The sequence below is a fragment of the uncultured Alteromonas sp. genome, from assembly GCF_963976965.1.
GTDB classification, from domain to species: Bacteria; Pseudomonadota; Gammaproteobacteria; order Enterobacterales; family Alteromonadaceae; genus Alteromonas; species Alteromonas naphthalenivorans.
This window is the reverse complement of record NZ_CAXBMP010000048.1, coordinates 1-19,548: the sequence shown is the minus strand read 5'-3', so window position 1 is coordinate 19,548 and position 19,548 is coordinate 1. Positions and strand designations below refer to the sequence as shown.

Annotated in this window: 18 protein-coding genes, 2 pseudogenes and 1 riboswitch; of the genes and pseudogenes, 4 read left to right on the top strand and 16 right to left on the bottom strand. The window is 43.3% G+C overall.

Going from position 1 to position 19,548, the window contains the following annotated elements:
• Positions 1-479: 479 nt before the first annotated feature.
• The 3 genes from AAC006_RS20505 to AAC006_RS20495 all read right to left on the bottom strand — a co-directional run bounded on the left by AAC006_RS20505 (position 480) and on the right by AAC006_RS20495 (position 3,027).
• Positions 480-1,766 (bottom strand): type II toxin-antitoxin system HipA family toxin, encoded by a 1,287-nt coding sequence (locus tag AAC006_RS20505; RefSeq protein ID WP_339892411.1) that lies wholly within the window; start codon positions 1,764-1,766, stop codon positions 480-482.
• Positions 1,763-2,152: a helix-turn-helix domain-containing protein gene (locus AAC006_RS20500; protein WP_339892410.1), complete on the bottom strand. Its 390-nt coding sequence runs from the start codon at positions 2,150-2,152 to the stop codon at positions 1,763-1,765. Before AAC006_RS20500 ends, AAC006_RS20505 begins: the two co-directional genes overlap by 4 nt.
• Positions 2,153-2,418: 266 nt before the next feature.
• Positions 2,419-3,027, bottom strand: coding sequence for a hypothetical protein (locus AAC006_RS20495; protein ID WP_339892408.1), 609 nt, complete (start codon positions 3,025-3,027; stop codon positions 2,419-2,421).
• Between the two features lie 256 nt (positions 3,028-3,283).
• Between AAC006_RS20495 and AAC006_RS20490 the strand changes: the two genes are divergently transcribed.
• Positions 3,284-4,156 (top strand): tyrosine-type recombinase/integrase, encoded by an 873-nt coding sequence (locus tag AAC006_RS20490; protein WP_339892406.1) that lies wholly within the window; start codon positions 3,284-3,286, stop codon positions 4,154-4,156.
• Positions 4,157-4,261: 105 nt separating this feature from the next.
• On the opposite strand, the gene AAC006_RS20485 is transcribed toward AAC006_RS20490, so the two are convergent.
• The 6 genes and pseudogenes from AAC006_RS20485 to AAC006_RS20460 all read right to left on the bottom strand — a co-directional run bounded on the left by AAC006_RS20485 (position 4,262) and on the right by AAC006_RS20460 (position 9,430).
• On the bottom strand, positions 4,262-4,717 hold the full coding sequence (locus AAC006_RS20485; RefSeq protein WP_339892404.1) for a TonB-dependent receptor: 456 nt from the start codon (positions 4,715-4,717) through the stop codon (positions 4,262-4,264).
• 158 nt (positions 4,718-4,875) lie between these two features.
• Positions 4,876-5,866: pseudogene (locus AAC006_RS20480) on the bottom strand (IS5 family transposase).
• Between the two features lie 86 nt (positions 5,867-5,952).
• Positions 5,953-6,385 (bottom strand): annotated as a pseudogene (locus AAC006_RS20475) (transposase); the annotation flags it as partial.
• Positions 6,386-6,559: 174 nt separating this feature from the next.
• Positions 6,560-7,567 carry a zinc-dependent alcohol dehydrogenase family protein gene (locus AAC006_RS20470; RefSeq protein ID WP_339892402.1) on the bottom strand — a complete coding sequence of 336 codons (1,008 nt, stop codon included), beginning with the start codon at positions 7,565-7,567 and terminating at the stop codon, positions 6,560-6,562.
• Between the two features lie 22 nt (positions 7,568-7,589).
• The gene (locus tag AAC006_RS20465; RefSeq protein ID WP_339892400.1) at positions 7,590-8,597 is read right to left on the bottom strand and encodes a zinc-dependent alcohol dehydrogenase family protein; all 1,008 of its coding nucleotides are present in this window, start codon (positions 8,595-8,597) and stop codon (positions 7,590-7,592) included.
• Between the two features lie 74 nt (positions 8,598-8,671).
• Positions 8,672-9,430, bottom strand: coding sequence for an SDR family oxidoreductase (locus AAC006_RS20460; protein WP_339892398.1), 759 nt, complete (start codon positions 9,428-9,430; stop codon positions 8,672-8,674).
• A 155-nt stretch (positions 9,431-9,585) separates the two neighbouring features.
• Here AAC006_RS20460 and AAC006_RS20455 point away from each other — a divergent pair, with 155 nt between their 5' ends.
• Both AAC006_RS20455 and AAC006_RS20450 read left to right on the top strand, forming a co-directional pair.
• Entirely contained in the window at positions 9,586-10,479 is an 894-nt protein-coding gene (locus AAC006_RS20455; protein ID WP_339892397.1) for a LysR family transcriptional regulator, read from the top strand.
• Between the two features lie 231 nt (positions 10,480-10,710).
• Entirely contained in the window at positions 10,711-13,692 is a 2,982-nt protein-coding gene (locus tag AAC006_RS20450) for a Tn3 family transposase (protein WP_339892395.1), read from the top strand.
• 58 nt (positions 13,693-13,750) lie between these two features.
• Here AAC006_RS20450 and AAC006_RS20445 read toward each other — a convergent pair whose 3' ends face one another.
• The 5 genes from AAC006_RS20445 to AAC006_RS20425 all read right to left on the bottom strand — a co-directional run bounded on the left by AAC006_RS20445 (position 13,751) and on the right by AAC006_RS20425 (position 16,595).
• On the bottom strand, positions 13,751-14,251 hold the full coding sequence (locus AAC006_RS20445) for a hypothetical protein (protein WP_339892393.1): 501 nt from the start codon (positions 14,249-14,251) through the stop codon (positions 13,751-13,753).
• Between the two features lie 72 nt (positions 14,252-14,323).
• Positions 14,324-14,701, bottom strand: a complete 378-nt coding sequence (locus tag AAC006_RS20440) for a hypothetical protein (RefSeq protein WP_044056645.1) — start codon at positions 14,699-14,701, stop codon at positions 14,324-14,326.
• Between the two features lie 19 nt (positions 14,702-14,720).
• Positions 14,721-15,620, bottom strand: coding sequence for a cation diffusion facilitator family transporter (locus AAC006_RS20435; protein WP_339892390.1), 900 nt, complete (start codon positions 15,618-15,620; stop codon positions 14,721-14,723).
• Positions 15,607-15,972, bottom strand: coding sequence for a DUF3703 domain-containing protein (locus tag AAC006_RS20430; protein WP_057790912.1), 366 nt, complete (start codon positions 15,970-15,972; stop codon positions 15,607-15,609). The genes AAC006_RS20435 and AAC006_RS20430 overlap by 14 nt, the downstream gene beginning before the upstream one ends.
• The gene (locus AAC006_RS20425; protein WP_339892388.1) at positions 15,969-16,595 is read right to left on the bottom strand and encodes a cation transporter; all 627 of its coding nucleotides are present in this window, start codon (positions 16,593-16,595) and stop codon (positions 15,969-15,971) included. Before AAC006_RS20425 ends, AAC006_RS20430 begins: the two co-directional genes overlap by 4 nt.
• Before the next feature lie 79 nt (positions 16,596-16,674).
• Between AAC006_RS20425 and AAC006_RS20420 the strand changes: the two genes are divergently transcribed.
• Positions 16,675-17,097 (top strand): Cd(II)/Pb(II)-responsive transcriptional regulator, encoded by a 423-nt coding sequence (locus AAC006_RS20420; protein WP_339892386.1) that lies wholly within the window; start codon positions 16,675-16,677, stop codon positions 17,095-17,097.
• 81 nt (positions 17,098-17,178) lie between these two features.
• Here AAC006_RS20420 and AAC006_RS20415 read toward each other — a convergent pair whose 3' ends face one another.
• Both AAC006_RS20415 and AAC006_RS20410 read right to left on the bottom strand, forming a co-directional pair.
• Positions 17,179-17,739 (bottom strand): manganese efflux pump MntP family protein, encoded by a 561-nt coding sequence (locus AAC006_RS20415; RefSeq protein WP_339892384.1) that lies wholly within the window; start codon positions 17,737-17,739, stop codon positions 17,179-17,181.
• Between the two features lie 7 nt (positions 17,740-17,746).
• Positions 17,747-17,922: riboswitch (yybP-ykoY riboswitch) on the bottom strand.
• Between the two features lie 890 nt (positions 17,923-18,812).
• Complete coding sequence (locus tag AAC006_RS20410) at positions 18,813-19,358, bottom strand: hypothetical protein (protein WP_339892382.1); 546 nt, start codon at positions 19,356-19,358, stop codon at positions 18,813-18,815.
• Positions 19,359-19,548 lie beyond the last annotated feature (190 nt).

The following is a 19,548-nucleotide window of genomic DNA, read 5'->3' as shown; positions in this document are numbered from 1 at the left end:
AAATGCGACAAAGTCGCTCGGTAATTAGACCGACATAATCCCTTGGTAATCACACCAATCCATATTAGGCTAATTCACATCAGTGTGTTCAGCTGATGCCATAGTTAGAGAAGGTTAGTGTTTTCTTAACAAGTGCCATTGCTGCACCAGGCTCTGCTGGGAAGTTTTCACTTTACAATAATGCATCTGACCCAAACGATTTATCTGATAATGCTGTTCAGATAATGGTCGATATGCTTCTGTGTGGACAGATTCGACTACGGCTGCAACGTGTGATGATTTTTCATCTAAATATTTCGATGAAGCGGTTCACTATGGTATTGCACTTAGTTATTTTTCCTATATGCAATTTCGCGCATGATAAGTACAATTATCATGCGTGAAATAATAAACCAAATTATTTTATTTTATGATTCTTTTTTTAAATTAGCCCATCTTGAATTTTAAAAATAATTTCATTCGAAATTACAGTCTTATCTTTATCTATTTATCTTCTCCATTATACTTTCAGCGATAATATTGCCAGTGTTTTGGTCAAAATCCTTACCAGCGTCAGAAAATGCCTCGTCTAGTGCATTTTCAACATTTCTATTTAGCTCTGCGATATAGCCCATAGCCACATCTTCAATCAAGAACGTCTTAGTTGCATGATTGCGCCAATGGCGCATATGAATATCTGTCCAAATATAGTGACTATTCTTTGATAATACCTTCATCGCCATCTTAAGCTGGTTGCGTCTAAACTGCGCTTTAAAAGGGTGAGCAGATATTACATCATAAAGTGGAGTGAGCCAGTGACCAGTATGGTCTAAATAAACGCTGAAGTTCTTAGCATGGCCATCAATACCCATTAATAGCCAGAATGCGTATTGTGCTAGAAAGAACTGATACATATCCCGTGCACTTTGACTACTAAAGCGAAGTAATCCTGATATTTCTTTCGCCCCCGGCCCCCCGTTGGCTTCATACTTTGACTGGCCAGCTCTTCCCAGAGCCTGGCACATATCTTCCTGCGTTAGCCTGTATAAAAGCCCATCCTCACCCCACGTTCTGTCAAATCGTTCAACAACTAGCGCTTTTTGGTCTTCGAAAGTCCGTATATCCGCCTGCGCGACATCAAAACCCAAGTGGTGCATAAACCGTAAACAGAACCATTCATTATCTACACTGTTTGTTAGCTTCAGACCATTCTCTAGGTCATTAATAGGAAGTTTGAATATGTGAGTAGTTGGTGTGGTGCCAAGTGGTCGATACCAATTTCCTTCGTATAGCGTCAGTGCGGTTTTCTCTTGTGCGCCTGCAATAGATATCCGAAACACATCGTCACCGTCCATACCCAATGTTCTGCGCATAGCCGTATTGCGCAGATGTGTAGCAATATCACCTTCATCCATTGCCTCAAACTTCAAGTCATCGATTCCATTAACCGGTTCACTCGTCAAAGAAAGTGAGCCAACACAATCACGGCCTATTTCACTCAATAGATCCATCGTGTCTATTGAGTAGGCGCCCACTCGGTCAACAATTAGCTTACGAATTTCTACATCATCTGGGAGTAGATTGTCGAAGTAGTAGCGAACTAGGTCACCAGTATGCCTATTTTTAGTGAGTGGCATTGATAAACTGATCGGGTGCGCTATTTCGCTTGATAACCATTCATCACTATAAGTAAATGCATGTGTGCCGCCACTGCGCTCGAATACACCAACATGCTGGCCATTAATCCCCACAAAGAGACTGTTAGTTTTTCTTCGTTTGGCCATCATTTTTTACCAACGTTCGGCTTACTGACAATTACTGGCTTCTTTTTCGAAGGACTGAAAAGGTCACCTGATTCAGATCTTCTTAACGGGCTGTTACTCGCTTTATGGGGCACTTTATGTGTAGCTTGCCCTCCAACCATTGCTTCTGATTTAGCTAGCTTATGGGGGGGCTGACTATTGGTAGTTAGTAGGCTATGTAGGTCAACATGGATATTCAGCACATTCAAGACCATTAAGACAGTACCGAAAGACACGCTGGCAGGGTCGTTTTCTACTTTTGAGACAAAACGCTGGTCTTTACCTATCTTTATGGCTAACTCAGACTGAGACCACTTTAGCGCTTTACGTGTTGAGGCTATGTAGTAACCTACATCTTTTGGTGTCTTCATTCTCATGACATGACCAATATTCGTTAAAAAGTATATTACTTAATATACCGTATACTGCATATCATTCAATATACCTTTTAAAGAATATTTGGCTATATTCTTTATATGGAATAAATAGGATAGAGAACTTTCGTTTAATGTATTCTGATGTCAATCAACGAACCTAGTCTCTAATGAACGAATAGCCAAGCCTGGTTACTGTTTTAGCGAACCCCAGCAATCGTAGTTAGTCCTCATGACAGTTTGAAATCATCTTCAATGATTTTTTAGCTAACTTCTTTGCTCCCTACAATTGAGTTCAACGCACTATTATTTAGTGCCTCTTTGCATGGTTTGCCAGTTCGCTTCTTTGATTTCTTCGCAGCTGCCCAGCCTTCATTGAAGGCTAACTCGACAATAAGCGATAAGCGCTCCCTGTCGTAATTTTTCAGCCTTTTCATAAAACTGGCAATCATCAGCTCTGAACTACTAAAATTCTCGCTACTCAAACGCTCTTTTGCTAGCTCAACATCGTGCTCATACTCACGATAATCTGGAGACAACAAAAAGTCTAATGCCTCTTCCAGTGTATCGGCACCCACGTGCGCTTTAAACGTATTGAGCATGTCGAGAGAGTGTGATTTTAATTGCAGATTCTTTATACCGCGACTTTCTCTATGTTTATGAGCTCTAAATCTATTTTGCAGTCTTTTAATTGCGCTTTTCGTAATTATTTTTCTTAAGTATTTATATGTCTTTTTAGGCTCCGAAAAATCAACATCATTAAAGGAAATAATCTCTTTTTCACCACTTATAAAATCATCATTTTTTAAAGAAGACACAAACTTCTCAAAATTACGACTCGCATAGTCTTGCCAGATTTTATCCGTATTCACCACCCCACCCTATTTTTCGTTACTTATAACGATTTTATATCATAGCAATGATCACTCTACTATAGAAAATATTTATATACGTTATATGTAACGATAATTGCAACTTCGCTGAAGCTAGTTTATTATTATAGATAATTACACTTATATTTAATAATGTCATGACTCAGGGTATTACGATAACCCACAACGATTTTTCACTTACTGAAGAACATCGAACGCAAGTGCTTCAAAATCTCACTGAACTTCGTGATTCAGTATGGGAAACAATGTCAGTCAATACTCGAAAGCGTACAAGTCTGATTTTAATCAATACCTGAAGTTCTGCCGGAACCATGACCTGCCGGCACTCTCTAGCGATTGGAAAGTTACGAAAGTATCTTGCCAAGCTTTTTTCGACAACCTCATGCTTTCAGACCTATTGCATCACACCATCAAAAGAAAGTTGGCTTCTGTACGCTTTTTCATAGGGATAAGCGAGTTACCCGACCCATGGAAACACTCAAAGTTATTTAGTCGTTATATCAATGGTAGACTCAAGGAAAAGCCCGCCGCTCAAAAGCAAGCCAAACCTTTAAAGTTACAAGACGTTCGACTTGCCAACCAAACCCTTAATATTGATACCTTGCTGGGGCTTCGTGATGCCGTTTTAATCAACGTTGCGCTAGATACCTTATTTCGTGCTTCTAATTTACTGGCCATTGAAGTGAGCCATATAGATTGGAACGCTAAAACCATATTCGCTCCTCGCTCTAAAACCGACCAAGCTGGAGAAGGCCATTTTGGCTACCTATCTGACGAAACTGCTTTTTTGCTAAATAAGTGGCTGGAGAAAGCGGGAATAACAGAAGGGTTTGTTTTTAGAAAGCTTTCGCCTAAGCAGACTGTGCAAAAAGCAGCAATGCAATACCAAGCTTTACTTAAACGCTACGAAGCAATCGGAATGATACTAAATTCTGATGGTAAATTTACATGCCACAGTACACGCACTGGGGGGGTTTTAACGTTGGTGGAAGCTGGCGTGCCCATGGCTGAAATTGTGTTATCAGGAAACTGGAAAAGTGAAGCCATGGCCATACGGTATGCAAAGCAATACCATGTAGGGAGTACTGGTATGGCGAAAGTGAGGTAATATTTTTGCGGTGCTTCAGTGTGGGTAAGATATAAAAATGGGTAATTTAAAAATAATAATAGCGGCCCCATTTGTAGTAAATAGCCAAAAGGGACCGCTTCTACTTTAGAATGTTGTACGTACTCCAAGTAGAACTCGTCTGCCGGTATACTCATTAAGGATAACGCGTTCTCTTACGTCTGCAAACTTAATGGTATTTTCATCAAGCAGGTTACTAACATCAAGAGTAACCTTAGTGTTATCGCTGATTGTATAACCTAAACCTAAGTCGAGTTGACCGTATGCTTCAAAATGCTCCGCAATACCCGCTCCGCCAGAACGTTTGACCAAAAACTGGTCTCTCCAGTTCCACGAAACCCTAGCAGAGAAGCGGTCGTCTTCATAAAAAGCAATCAAGTTGTAGGAATGAGGTGTAAACCCTTCTAAACCGTTTCCAGGTGTAACTGCAAGTGGCAACGTTTGTGGAGAGGCGGTTGCTTCATCGTCTTGCCCAGTAACAAACGTATAGTTTGCCTGGATACCAGCGTTACTTAGTATCCCTGGTAAGAAATCGAAATACATTAAACCTGCTAGGGAAACTGCGAATAAGTCCCGCAGTTTAACGCTCAGTTAAGCCGCAGCATCGCCTGCCTAATTTTTAAACTCTAATTTTGCAGTTTAGGCCAATATGCCGTCGTTTTAGGCCGGATTTCGACCTACTTCCGGGCCATTCCCCGATTTCAAACAGATCTTGGCTGTCGTCGTAACATCTGGTCTACTTTAAACAGGTTCGCCAAGGTGAATAGCATGGCTAACTGTGAGTCATTCTTCATCAGCCCTTTATAGCGTGCTTTGATAAAACCAAACTGGCATTTGATGATGCGAAACGGATGTTCTACCTTCGCCCGAATGCTGGCCTTTAAATATTCGATGTTGATGGCAGTTTTGTTTTTGCGGGGATGCGTTTTCAGTGCCCGAACTTTGCCCGGGCGCTCTGCTATCAGCCATTCCACATCCTTTTCTTTTAGTTCTTCACGCTTCTCTGCGCCTTGATATCCAGCATCGTCAGAGATGAATTCCTCATCGCCATGCAACAGGTTCTTCATCTGATTAAGGTCATGTTCGTTGGCGGCGGTGGTCACCAGCGTATGGGGCAGGCCACTCTTGGCATCCACACCAATATGAGCTTTCATGCCGAAGTGCCATTCATTGCCATTCATAGCCCTTCTTGGTCTGATGCATCTCCGGGTCACGTTCATTCTTTTTATTTTTAGTAGAGCTGGGCGCTTCAATAATCGTGGCATCCACCAGTGTGCCCTGCGTCATCATCACACCGCAGTCCGTCAGCCATTGGTTAACCGTTTTGAATAATTGGCGAGTCAGCTTATGCTTTTCCAGCAAGTGACGGAAGTTCATAATGGTGGTACGGTCTGGAATCGCTTTATCCAGTGACAGTTGCGCAAACTGACGCATCGAAGCAATTTCATATAATGCATCTTCCATTGCTTCATCACCGAGGCTATACCATTGCTGCATACAATGAATGCGAAACATGGTCTCAAGCGCGTACGGACGTCTGCCATTGCCAGCTTTAGGATAAAAGGGTTCAATCACTTCCAGCAGTTGAGGCCACGGCAGCAGTTTATCCATTCTGGATAAGAATATCTCTTTACGGGTCTGGCGGCGCTTGCTGGAAAACTCACTATCGGCGAAGGTAAACTGTTGGTTCATGAGCGGTAATGGCTGTGATTTACTATGCAGCTATGATCTCACATTAGAGACTTATTCGCATCTTCCCTAGCAAAACCGTTTGCATTTTAAACGATATACTGAGTTTCGGGCATACCTTTCCCCTGTTAGCTTGTTGAGTGCTTTGATCATGGCGTATGTCTCCCCAACTTGTGCATTGTAATTTCGAAGCGTGAGTGAAGCGCCTAGTAGTTGTTTTGCGCGATACTTAGCGGTCTCCGACAATGAACGCCTGTGGTAACCATATTTTCGTTTCCACTTTTTGTTCGAACCATAGAGCTTTTGGCAACCAACCGCCAGATTACGTGGATGACCTTTTTCCCAGAAGGCGGCTACTTCACGTGGAGGGATTAGAGGTATCGCTTTCTTAACCCTAATCGCCCTGTGGCACTCCCTTGTATCGTATGCGCCATCTCTCGAAATTTCCTTGATGGATCGGCGTGTTTGTTTGAGTAAATTTGGGAGTACTTCCGCATCTTTCACGACTGAAATATTGTACTTGCGCCAGTTAGTGGTTTTGTAGCGAGGCTTCGGCATGTAATCAAAGTCAGTGAATGAATGTCCCTGATCTGATCGTAAGATTCTGATTTAGTTCATTCGATTTCCGCAACAAAGCCCACGCTAATTATTATCAGGCACTGACTGAGTTGAGAGACTAGCGGAAGCCACGAACTGTTAATCAAGTTCGACCACTATTTTACCAATCTGCTGATTTGACTCCAGATAGTGGTGCGCTGCCACTATCTCTTCAAATTTAAAGCTTCGATCAATGACAGGCTTGAGTGTTCCTTCGGATAAACCCGAGTGGATAAATTGCTTTGCTCTGCGAAAACGCTCGATGTCTTTTACAACTTCAGTAAACACATACCCCCTAACTGTCAGACTTTTACGAAGTGCTATTTTTAAGGGAAAAGGAGTTGTTTCGGGACTTAATGCTCCGTGTACTATTATTGTTCCTTCAGGGCTCATTGCTTCAGCAATTTCAGCTATCTGCGGCCCACCGACAGCATCAAATGCGATTTTTAAATTGTTTTCTCCCAAGATGCTTCTCAAGCTATCCAGCAGCGGCTCTTCTTGAGTTGCAATCACATGGGCCGCGCCTGCCATGAGCACAGCAGCCTTTTTAGCTCGTGTTTGAGTTGTAGCGATAGGGATACCCCCTAGAGAATTCACAATTCGAATCGCAGCCAATCCAACACTGCTCGATGCGGCTGTTATCAGTACTGCATCGCCTTTTTGCACGTTAGCAATTTCGACCAAAGCGCCATAAGCTGTCAGGTACTGCATCCAAGCTGCTGCGCCTTCAGCAAAGGTTAGCCCTGTTGGTTTGAGTGCCACATATTCACTTGGTACGACAATCTCTTCTGCGTAGCAGCCATTCTGAGAAAGCCCCATCTGAGGGACAATACAAACCTCTTCTCCAAGGCGTAAGTGATTTACCTCTTCCCCGACTTCAATGACTATCCCGGATGCTTCATAGCCGATTCGCGAAGGGAAGTCAGCCTTTTCTATATAGCGGCCTCGCCTAAACATGGCATCAGCACGATTGAGCCCAACAACTTTGACCGCAATACGTACATCAGTGGCCTGCAAACTTGGACTCGCCAGCGAGTCAATAGTTAATACCTCGGGGCCACCTAATTCATGGAAACGAACAGTTCGAATTAGTTTTCTTGGGCTCATATGCATCCTCAACAATGACTTTTTAAGCAATTACATCAATAACGACTTTACCCATGGACCCCAACTCTACGGCATTATGTGCATCCATTGCCGTGTCTAGGGAAAAGCGTAACGAATCGAGTAGTGGCTTAATTTGTCCAGCTTCAACAAGAGCCGTAATTTGCCGCAGAATGTCACCATGATGTTTGCGTCCCTCTCCGCTGAGCTGTGGGTGTAACACAAAAATCCCTGACAATGTTGCAGAACGTATTGACGACGGTGCGAGGTTATGTGAGCTGAATGCAGCACAGCTTAAAATATGGCCGTAATGTGCAATGATACCTAATGAGGCATCGAGTGCAGAGCCACCGACAGTGTCGTAAATGATATCGAATCCTTTGCCTTGGGTGTATGCGTCCATGTAGTCAGCAGGGCTTGCAGTGTGATAATCAATTGGCGTGGCACCAAGCGCCTTGAGCAGTTGTTGTTTTCCAGTCGATGCAGTGGCATAAACGTCTGCACCTAAAGCCTTAGCAATTTGCACGGCTAAATGCCCAACTCCGCCAGCTCCACCTTGGATAAGGATTTTCTGGCCCGCTTTAACATTCGCCTTGTCAACCAAACCTTCCCAAGCAGTAAGTGCAACCAGAGGTAAAGCCGCAGCTTCACGCATGGACAAATTTTTCGGTTTGGGAGCAAGTAACTCAGCATCTACGTTGGCATATTCAGCCAATGAGCCTTGCAATCCTCGCACTCCGCCAGTCAGACCATAAACGGCATCGCCTATTGCAAAGTCGGTGACGCCGTCGCCGACAGCAACAATTTCTCCAGCTAAATCGGTGCCAAGTACTGCGGGTAATTCCGGCATGGCGTAAGGAGCGATACCTTGGCGGATCTTGTAATCAATAGGATTGACTCCACTTGCAAATATTTTTACTTGCACCTGACCTGCTGATGGAGAAGGTAAGTTAATCAGGGCATCCCGGAATACTGTACCCTCTTCATAGCTATCTAATATCAAAGCACGCATTTGTCTGTTTAACGCAGTCATCAATAACCTCACAAAATGAATATTCAGCGGGTGGTTAAATCACCCGCTGGTTAATAGGTCTTTTATTAAACGAATTAAAATTCTTGAACAGTTGGGCGCAGAACAATCTCGTTGATATCCACATCCGCAGGCTGCTCAATTGCGTATGCGATAGCACGAGCAACAGAGTCAGATGGAATTTCATTTTGCTGATAAAAATCTTTTACAAAGGCTGCACCCTGAGTATCTGAACTTCCATGTTTTAAATCAGATTCGATTGCACCCGGTGAAATGATTGTTGAACGAATTTTACCCCCAACTTCATGGCGTAAGCCTTCGGCAATAGCGCGAACAGCGAATTTGGTTCCGCTATAAACCGTGCCGCCGGGACTAAATACTTTGATACCCGCTACGGAAGAAATATTGATAAAGTGGCCTGTTCCCTGAGCCTGAAAGATCGGAAGCGCTGCGGCTACTCCATACAGCAGACCTTTAACGTTGATGTCAATCATGCGATCCCATTCGTCAACTCGAGTCTCAGCTAACGGTGCAATCGCCATTAACCCTGCATTATTGATAACCACATCAACTTTACCGAAGCGCTCTTGTGCAAGATTTACAAGGGCCTTCACTTCGTCCGGGCTAGTCACATCTGTCGCTTGAACCGCAACTTCTCCGCCCGCTGCGCGTATGTCAGCAGCAATAGCTTCAAGCTTGTCGATGCGTCGGGCACCTAAAACAACAGATGCGCCAAGGCTGGCTAAATGTCTTGCCGTGGTCTCGCCTAAACCGCTGCTACCACCAGTGATAACAACGACCTTACCGATGATGTTATTTGCTAAAACACTGCTCATAGTTAATATCCTCAAATAAGTTGAATGACGTTGTCGAAATAACAAGCAAAGTATCTCTTACCTTCAAAAACCAATAAATGGAAATGTTTTAATTTCTCAATTCCATATTTTGGAATAATATTTATGTATTCATTTCAAACCTGAATGTGACTGTGATGCTTAACAGATTGGAAATGCTCCGGATATTTTGTACTGCTGCTGAGTCTCGCAGCTTTAAAGAAGCGGCTAACCGTCTGGGAATTTCTCCTCAGGCAGTGACGCGAGCAGTGAAGGAGTTAGAGCGATTGCAAGGGGAGCTTTTATTTCATCGAAATACTCGACACATACAAGTGACCCTAGTTGGAGAAAAATTTGCTTTGATAGCAAAAGAACGACTGCGCGCTGTAGATGAATTGTTTCAAACAAGCGCCCCTAACTCGGGTAATGAATTACAAGGGCGGGTTCGTATCGCAGCGCCTGTTGGTTTTGGTCATAAGTGCTTAATGCCAGTATTACTGGAACTTTCAACAATACATCCTCAACTGGATATAGACCTGACACTCAGTGACGAGCGCGTGGATGTAGTTGACGAAAAAATAGATATTGGGATTCGTATCGGCTTCATGAGAGATAGTCGATTTATTGCCCGCCAGCTCACCAAAATTAATATGTATGTCGTGGCTTCGCCTGACTTAATAAATAGAGTGGGAAGGCCTGCATCTATTGAAGAACTAAACCACTTGCCGGTTACAGGGTTAGTAGATCGCAATACGGGAAAGCTTTGGCCATGGGTTTTTTCCATCGACAGACAGTGGACGCCATCCATAACACGTTTTCGAAGTGCCGACACCGAAGCTGAATTAATGGCTATACAAAATGGACTAGGTTTTGCTCAAATTCCTGACTTTTTGGTCCAAGACTTATTACGCCAAGAGAAACTTGTGAGAGTGTTAGAAGAGGTCGAGCCGGTGCCTTGGGATTTATATATTTATCGCCCTCAACGTGGTCCAGTACCACAACGTATTCGATTGGTTTTTGATCACTTGGTGTCAAGATTGTGTGTCCGCTAATGGCACAGACTGTGTGAAAACTGGCTAAATACCTACGACTATCCCTAGTTTAAGCCGCTTTTTGATTAGCCATTGCTCACTAGCTCCGTTTTTGGGGTTCTAGGGATTTTCCCCTCTAAAGTAACATAGAACGCTACAGGTATTATATTATATGGTCTGTGGCGGTGGGTTACCTTCCAATATTCTGCCATCTTATATAAACACCATCAATCATATTGGCGTTTATTCATCATGGCAATTAGTAATGAACTCTCGATTCTGACTCAGGCAGAACAACGAGACTTGTATTCAGCACCTCAGTTTTCTATTGAGGAACAACGTTTGTATTTTTCGCTAAACGATGTAGAACAGGCCGAATGCCGTACTATCAGGCTTACTAAACATCGTTGTTATTTCGTGGCGCTTCTGGGCTATTTTAAATCTAAGCCAGTGATCATTGCTCCGAGTTTCCGTGATATCAGTATCGACATGCAGTTTATTGCCTCCCAAATTCAAAGAGGTAAAGGGATCAAGCCTTTCAGTGTCAGTAAAATGCAGCGTGACCGTATTTACTCAAGGATACTGCGTCTACTTAATTACAATAAGTGGAATGAAAAACAGCACCTCAATGCTCTGTGCCACCACCTGGTTTACATTGGTCATGCCTGGCTGGAGCCTCGACACCTCTTTGATGCGGCCATTGAATACCTTGCCAGCCATAACATTGCCATTCCTAAGTACTCCGTGCTTCAAAGACTGATAAGCCGCACAATGCAACAGGTCAGAAAAGACCTGACGCTCCAACTGAATCAACTTACCAGTAATGAACTTAACGTCTTTCTGGACAACATAATCACTACTAAAGACGACGGGCTGAGTCTGAGCCATCTCAGGGGTGGTGCCAAAAGTCTGACCGTGCCTGAGCTTAAAAAAGAGCTCGCCATTTACCACCGGTTAGCACCATGGAACACGCAAATAAATGACGTTGTGGACAGGCTCAATCTGTCGCTAAAAAATCGACAACACTTCAGCGGCCTTATTGATTACTACGGCAGTAAAGTGCGGCGCTTCAAACGCTCACAGCAGCACCTGTGGTTACTGTGTCATCTGACAGAGCGCATGCAACTTGCACTGGAGCGCCTGACGGATGGGTTTGTTTACCATATCCGAAAACAACAGGAAGCCGCCAACGCCTTTGCACAACAAGCAGTGTTCCTGTCCTGGCAGTCAGCTGCGGACAATGTCACGAAAGCGGCAGAGCTACTTCACCTGTTTGTTGACGAGAATATTGATGACAATCAGCCCTTCTCAGTAGTCAGACAACAGGCATTGAAGGTCACGAATGACAGGGATATCCAGACCCTCTGCCTTTACCTGAAAAAACAGAAACGGACCGTGGAAGAGTACCAGTGGCAACATTACGATGAACAATGCAATCTCCTGGAGCAACTGTTAAGGCAGGTGTTCTTGTGCCTTGAATGTGAGGCCGGTAAAGGCTCAGAAGCCGTCGTCGCCCAACTTCAAAAGATGCAAACGGAAATCGTATCCGGTGAATCACTGATGACAATGGATACGTCGCTTATCCCCAAAAAGCACCTCCCATGGCTGGTGAAACAGGATAACGTTAATCCGCAACGTTATGAATGGCTGCTCTACCGGCAGTTAACTTCACGACTGAACGGACGTATTTATCTGTCAAATGTCACCAAATACCGGGCACTGGAAGACGACCTGATCCCCCAAACATCGCAGGATGCACTGCTGGCCTCATCAACACTGGACAGACTAAAACAACCTGTTGACGCATTGTTACAGGAGAAACAACATCGACTGGAAAGCGCGCTCAAAGACGTGGCGCGCCATATTGATGAGGGAGATAATCGCAATGTAATCATGAAAAATCGCTCGGGCACCCGCTGGCACCTGCCAACAAAAGGCGCTACATCTCTGGTCAACAATCCCTTCTTTAAGCGAATGCAGCCAGTCGGTATCGCGGATGTCCTGCGGTATGTTGAGCGCGAAACCAGGTTCATGCGAAGCCTGACACATGTGCTGCCAATACAAAAACAGGGAACTACTCATCAGGATGATTTACTGGCCATTCTGATTGCTAACGCCACTCACCGTGGTGTGTATGGTATGGCGCAGATCTCCGACCGCAGTTATGAACACCTGAGTACAGTACAGGCTAACTATATCCGACCTGAAACGCTGCATGATGCCAGCGACGTGATCAATAATGCGGTGGCTTCATTACCCATCTTCCGCCACTACCATATTCAGGAGGACCAGTTGCACGCCAGTGCGGATGGTCAGAAATTCGAAACCCATCTGGAAACGTTTAAAACCCGGTATTCCTCAAAGTACTTCGGTACCAATAAAGGGATCACGGCCATGACTCTGGTGGCCAACCACAGCGCCCTCAATGCTCGGATCATCGGCTCTAACGAGCATGAATCACACTATATTTATGATCTGCTGCAATCAAACAGCAGCGATGTCAAACCAGATGTGCTCTCGACAGATACGCACGGTGTCAATCATGTTAACTTCGCCTTATTGGATCTATGCAGTTACAGCTTTGCACCTCGATACGCGCAGTTCAATAGTGTCATCAACGATCTGTTTGATGTGACTGAAAGTGAACAAGGCAGCACCATACTGGCGCTAAAGAAGCCTATCAGAACGAATGTTATTACAACGGGATGGCAAGATATCAGGCGTATTGTTCTGTCACTTCAGACAAAGCGGACGACACAAGCAATGCTGGTGAGAAAGCTGTCTGGTTACCCTTCTGGACACCCAATATTACAGGCTCTGACGGAGTATAATCGACTGGTTAAAGCGCAATATTTACTTGACTACATCGACGATGCCAGTTTGCGGCAGTATGTGCAACGTGCCCTGAACCGGGGAGAAGCATGGCACTTCCTTAGACGAGCCATTGCGTCGGTGAATGGTGATCAGTTCCGTGGCAAAAACGAGTCTGAAATCGCTATCTGGAATGAATGCGCAAGATTGCTTGCCAATGCGCTCATCTACTTCAACTCCGCGATACTGAGTCATCTTCTGGGACACTTTGAAGCGACAGGTGATGAAGAAAAAGCGGCTATCACTCGTGCTGTTTCGCCCGTTGCATGGCAAAATATCAACTTAAGCGGGACGTATAACTTCACCAATACCGGAAAATTGCCTGATATTAGTGAAATTACGAAGCCAATCGTGGATGATTAAGCTTGGAAACGAAAGTAACCCACAGCTGGAGGCTATATAATACAAAGCCTGTAGCATTCTATGTTACTTTAGAGGGGAAAATCCCTAGAACCCCATTAAGCTCACCGAGGATATCTAAGGTGAGTATTCGCTTTTCAACATCTTGCTGTATTCTTCGTTCAGAGAGTACATTCAACCTTGCTGCTGGCTTATCATTGAGCTGTAACACTGAGGATAATGTCAAGGTAACTTCAAGCTCTTTGAGACCTGATACCTCGCCGGTTCCCAAAAAGTTCTCTAATTCAACCCCTGCATTCAATGCGGGTTTAAGCGCTGCCGTTTTTGACTCTCCGTCTATAACACGTTGTTTAAATTCAAATTCATACAAACTTGGATTGTTGGCAAGTGTTAATCTAATAGCGTCCTCAAGAGTCAGCGTTTCTCGTATGGGCGCTTGGGCACTTTTGTCTACAAATCTGTTGGTTTTCGCCGCATGAGCGGTCGGTGGACTGAGTAATAAGCCCAGTATGCAACTGCACACAATGGCAGATGCATGCCCGAAAATAGGAAACATTTTCATTGGAATATCCTAATAATTTATCAATGTTTAGCATCGCGAGTGTTATCAGCGCGGTTCTATCGAAAAAACGTACTAGGAAGTAATTTTGGGGGGGCGAAGTAATCGGTTAATAGGTGCGTCAATTACCGCATCTAAATAGTTGAAATTGTGAACTGAAACCACTGTTTTCAGACTGTTGATATGACTCTGACTGACCCATTGTGCATGTGTGCCATGGCAGTGGCCGCAATGGTGACAATCAGCAGGATTGTGGTGCTCTGCACTTACTTTATCACTGGTTTCATTGGTAGACAGCTCAGACTGTTCTTGCTTGTGTTCTGAATGCTTATGCTCGTGTTGCAAGTGCTGAATGTCTATTGCATGAAAATCTAACGAATTCGCCACAGCAGAAAACGACTGAAAGAGTATCAGCGAGATCACGATGTAACTTATGCGTTTTAGATTTTTCATGTATGAAAGTTTACCAAGCCTAATTCACTTCGTCACGACATTGCTCATTAGCAAACTCCAGCTCAACTGTCGTATGTTCAAATTTATACTTTTCTAACGAACTGTGTATGTTTTCTTTGAGTGATTGGAGGAGCTCAAGACTGACATCTTCATCAAGAACAAGATGGACCGTCATTACATTACGCTCACCGTCTAGAGACCAAATATGAAAATGATGAAGATCACTTACCTTATCGTTTGCCAGTAAATCGCTTCGAATCTTTGAAAGCTGTTCTTCATCGGGCGTTGCTTGCAAAAACAGCATTAGGGTTTCTTTGAGATTGCGGAACACATTGAAAAGGATGAACAAAGTAAAGCCAATGGATAAGATTGGATCTAAAATAGGCCAAGGCTTAAACATTAAGACGATGGACACGATAAATACTGCTACCCAACCAAGCACATCTTCCACCAAATGCCAGTTGAGGACTCGCTCATTTAATGAGTCTCCCTCACTCAGTTTGTAAGCCGCAAAGCCGTTTACTGCCATCCCAAAGACAGACAATAAAACCATCCCTTCAACTTGGGGCATTTCAGGCTCAGCCAAACGAGGGATCGCTTCAAGCAATATCCAAATGGAGCCTACCGTCAGCACAATACCGTTAATCAATGCACCGAGTAAAGAAAACCGTTTGTAGCCGTATGAGAATGTTTGGTTAGAATCTTTATCGCTAAGCTTGTTTAACCCCCAAGCAGTGCCAATCGACAAACTATCGCCCAAGTCGTGGACAGCATCTGCCATAATAGCGGTGCTGTTGGTAAGCCATCCACCAATAAATTCAATAATAGTGAACACCACATTTAAGCAAAAGGCCCAACCAATACGTTTAGACGCGTTGGCTGAATTTACGTGCGAGTGTGAATGGTTATGATTGTGCATTTCTAATTTTTTCCAATATGGCTTTGTTTTCGGGTGAAATAGGCATTGGCTTGAATGGACTCACGTTTGCCCCACCAGTATTGCCCTCAGGCAATAAGCCAATTGGAGTTTTAGTCAGCGAACCTATCATTCTAAAAATTTGTCCAAATATCTCTTTAAGGTCGCGGCGTTTTATTCCAAATTTAAGCATTTCATAATGCACTCGTGTGTGGTGGTATGTTGAGTACTGACCGATAACATGAGCATCCTCTAAGGCCTTAAATCCTGCTTTATTGTCATTGTTCGAAAGGGATTTATGCGCGGCGCTCAGTTTTTGAAGTATGTAAGGTTTTGCTGCTTGAGTGAAATTCATACGATCTCTCCATTCGTCGAGCTGTTTTCACGGAATTCCTGTCTGGCGTCTTTTAGAATTAAGACTGCGCCTCGTAACACAACGATAGAAACAATAAAACCTATGACCAAATCAGGCCAACGAGTATCGAATAGATAAACCATCGCACCCGCCAATATCACTCCTATGTTTGCAATGACGTCGTTTGCCGAGAATATCCAACTTGCTCGCATATGCACCTCGCCATTTTTTTGTTTTCTGATTATCGCCAAACATATAACGTTGGCGATAAGTGCAACACCGCCCATGCCCATCATAAGCATAGATTCAGGCTCACTTCCAAAGGTTGCGCGACGCGCTATGTCAACCAAAATTAATAGGCCTAATGCCAATTGAAAATATCCACTTACCTTTGCAGCATTGGCTTTGTGAACAATTGTTTTCCCTACTGCATATATACCAACACCGTAAACGACTGCGTCAGCCAACATATCAAGGGAGTCTGCAATAAGTGCCGTTGAGTCAGCGAGTAACCCTACACTCATTTCAATGATAAACATCACAGCATTGATGCCCAATAGCCAGTAGATAACTGCCTTTTGTTCTTGGTCTTTTATCTCAATTTCGCACCCACAACTACTCATAAAGACACTCGCTTTACTCACCTATGATGCGAGTGTAAACTCTATACTAGGTATAGAGTCAAGCTTTAGGCAAGGTAAAATGAAAATTGGGCTTCTGGCAGCTAAGGCAGGGTTAAGTATTCAGACAATTCGTTTTTATGAGCGTAAATCACTATTGGCTGCACCTGAGCGAACGGCATCGAATTATCGAAGCTACTCTGAAGATGCACTGAAGCAGTTATTATTTATAAAGCAATGTCGTGCATTAGATATGACAATCGAGGAAATTAAATTAGTACTGGAAACCCGAGCAAATCCAGAGAATAGCTGCGAAAACGTTAATACCACAATAGATAAGCATGTTGACGATATCGAACATCGGATAGCTGAATTAAAATCTCTACAAGAAACACTGATTTCAATTCGTACTGCTTGCGATCATGATAAGAAGGTTAAAGAGCGCGGGGTATTGCATCAGTTAGATAGCATTGCAGAGGCGAGGTCTTTTCATAGAGGTAATTAGTCTATATAAAAGTCAGCTTATGCATGTTGATGTATGCAACCACTTCAACTTGAAGTAGTTGCATTATCATATTGTTGAATTCTAAAGAGTGTGGGTTGTAAAAATCCACATACCCACTGAAATAAGTATGACTCCACCAAATGTCTCGGCTCTTTTGCCTATTAAAGAGCCCATTAAACTACCCAGCATAATACCTGTCGTTACCATCAAAAACGTGGCCAAACCAATTAAGCCGGAGGCCGTCATGATATTTACATCAACAAAGGCAAGGCTTGCGCCAACCGCCATTGCGTCTATGCTAGTACCAAACGCAGTCACACATAGCAAAATAAACGACTGCTTTTGCGTTTTACTTTCATCATCAATGGCAGGTTGAAAGCTTTCAAAGACCATATAAACGCCTAAGCCGGTAAGAATAATCAACGCAATCCAATGATCCCACGCTTCTACATAAGAAGAAGCTGCATGTCCTATTATCCAACCTATAACAGGAGTGATTGCTTCTATTAAACCAAATGTAAAGCCGACTTTGATAGCAAAGCTAAAACGAGGATTCTTTATTTTGACACCCTTACCTATAGCGGCAGCAAAAGCATCAGTAGACATAGCAAAGGCAAGTAAAATGAGAGCAAAGATACTCATACTTCAAAACTCCGGTCAGGCAATATTGAGTCCACGATAAAACCACACGCCTGACCTTAGGGCATGGAAATATCGATGGTCTCGCCAACCAAGAGGTGTTTGTACCATGGTCATGTGACCAATTATGTTGACACAAACTTTTCCATGAATAATGGAAACAGGCTACTCCCCAACGAAGTCTTAGATGATAGTATAAATCCGGAAACCAAAGCAACTTGATTTCGCTAAGGATTTGCATAATGTTATTTGAGTTTGGTCTCGCGTTTCTATTTCCTTGTAAGAATGAGAGTCTACTAATAAAATCATGTGCATCAAAATCGCTTGGTAATTAGACCGAGGGGTTTCCCTTTATAATCAAATCACACTAGTACAGCTGAGCTTGTTAAACTCCTTCCTGTTCAACTAAAGATGTCGTAAAGTGCTACTTGGCAAACCCATTTTATTAGATGTTTGTTACATCGAGGAAGCGGCTATAGATCAACAAGGTTGTGCGCGTTGAAACGAGAGAATCTAGAAAAAATATCAAGTATTTATTTACCTGGCTGGTATCCTTCTAGGATTGTCGATCGGAGTGAATTTTTCTGAGCAGTCGCAGATTTTAGAGCGGGTTTTGTGGCTCTTATTAGGCATACTACTGTATACAACTTTTACTCAAATCCCTTTGGGGCACCTCAGATATGCATTCTCTGATATCCGCTTTATCGAATCAGTAGACGTTATTAGTTGAAACATTCAATGCCTCCTCGTCGCTCGTTTCCGACATTAGAATCTTAATGCTTTATCGACCGCTTTACCAAGGAGTCTCTACTAGTCATCAGGGTAACGGGTAACTTTAAATACGGATCAATATGGGCGACATGGTCGGCTTCAGGCATTTCGCAAAATTTGATAACAGTCAGCAGTCAAATTCTTGTTCCAATTAAAGAGGAGCAGTTCTCGGGCAAGCTCCCCGCATTTAGGGACACCAGCTCCACAAAATCTATTTCACTTACCTAGTCAGCGTCCCTAAACCGCTTTATTTCAAAATAATAGTCTGCATAAGTAGCTCCTTTCTTTTTCAACTCTAAAAAAGGCTACTGCCTATATTTCCACACACCAATAACCATATCAGTGCCAGTGCTTTTTGTAGCCATTCCAAGTGTGAAAGAGCCATCCTTGTGAAAATATAAAGAAGTAGCTTCACTACAGTCTTTAGCCTTGTATTCGTTCACTAAATCTTGACGGAAAAACATTCGTCTATTGTCTTTGTCTTTGTCTTTGTCTTTGTCTTTGTCTTTGTCTTTGTCTTTGTCTTTGTCTTTGGGCAATAGAAATAGAGCCATTGAATTTTTTGTATACCAATGATTTCCTTTACTCAAACCTTCAATTCGCTGTACTGTGAAGCCGGCAGTAGCTGATATGTTAGAGGCTATATCAATAGCTTCAGGTTCAAGTAAAATTAAAGAGTAAAGAAGAGTATTTTCGGTAACACTCGCGGGAAAGTCGAATTCATTCAATTGAACGCGATATCTTTGAGACGAATCAAAAGCGTTACTAATTTTGTCTCTTTGAGTGCTATCTAGGTACTTTGCATAAACATGAACGGTGGTTTTGCTCGCACAACCCGATAATAAAAGCACTAGGACAACTAAAGCATGGCTAAAGATTTTCATCCATTAATTCTGATGGCGAATTTGATTACAAGCGTAGTCCAAAGGTTATGATTAAACAATAATGCTATTTTTGATTACAAACTCCGTTATTGCCCAGTGTCCGCTTCACGTACAGGCTGTGTGAAAACTATTGATCACCTTTTGGTCTAAGCAGTCT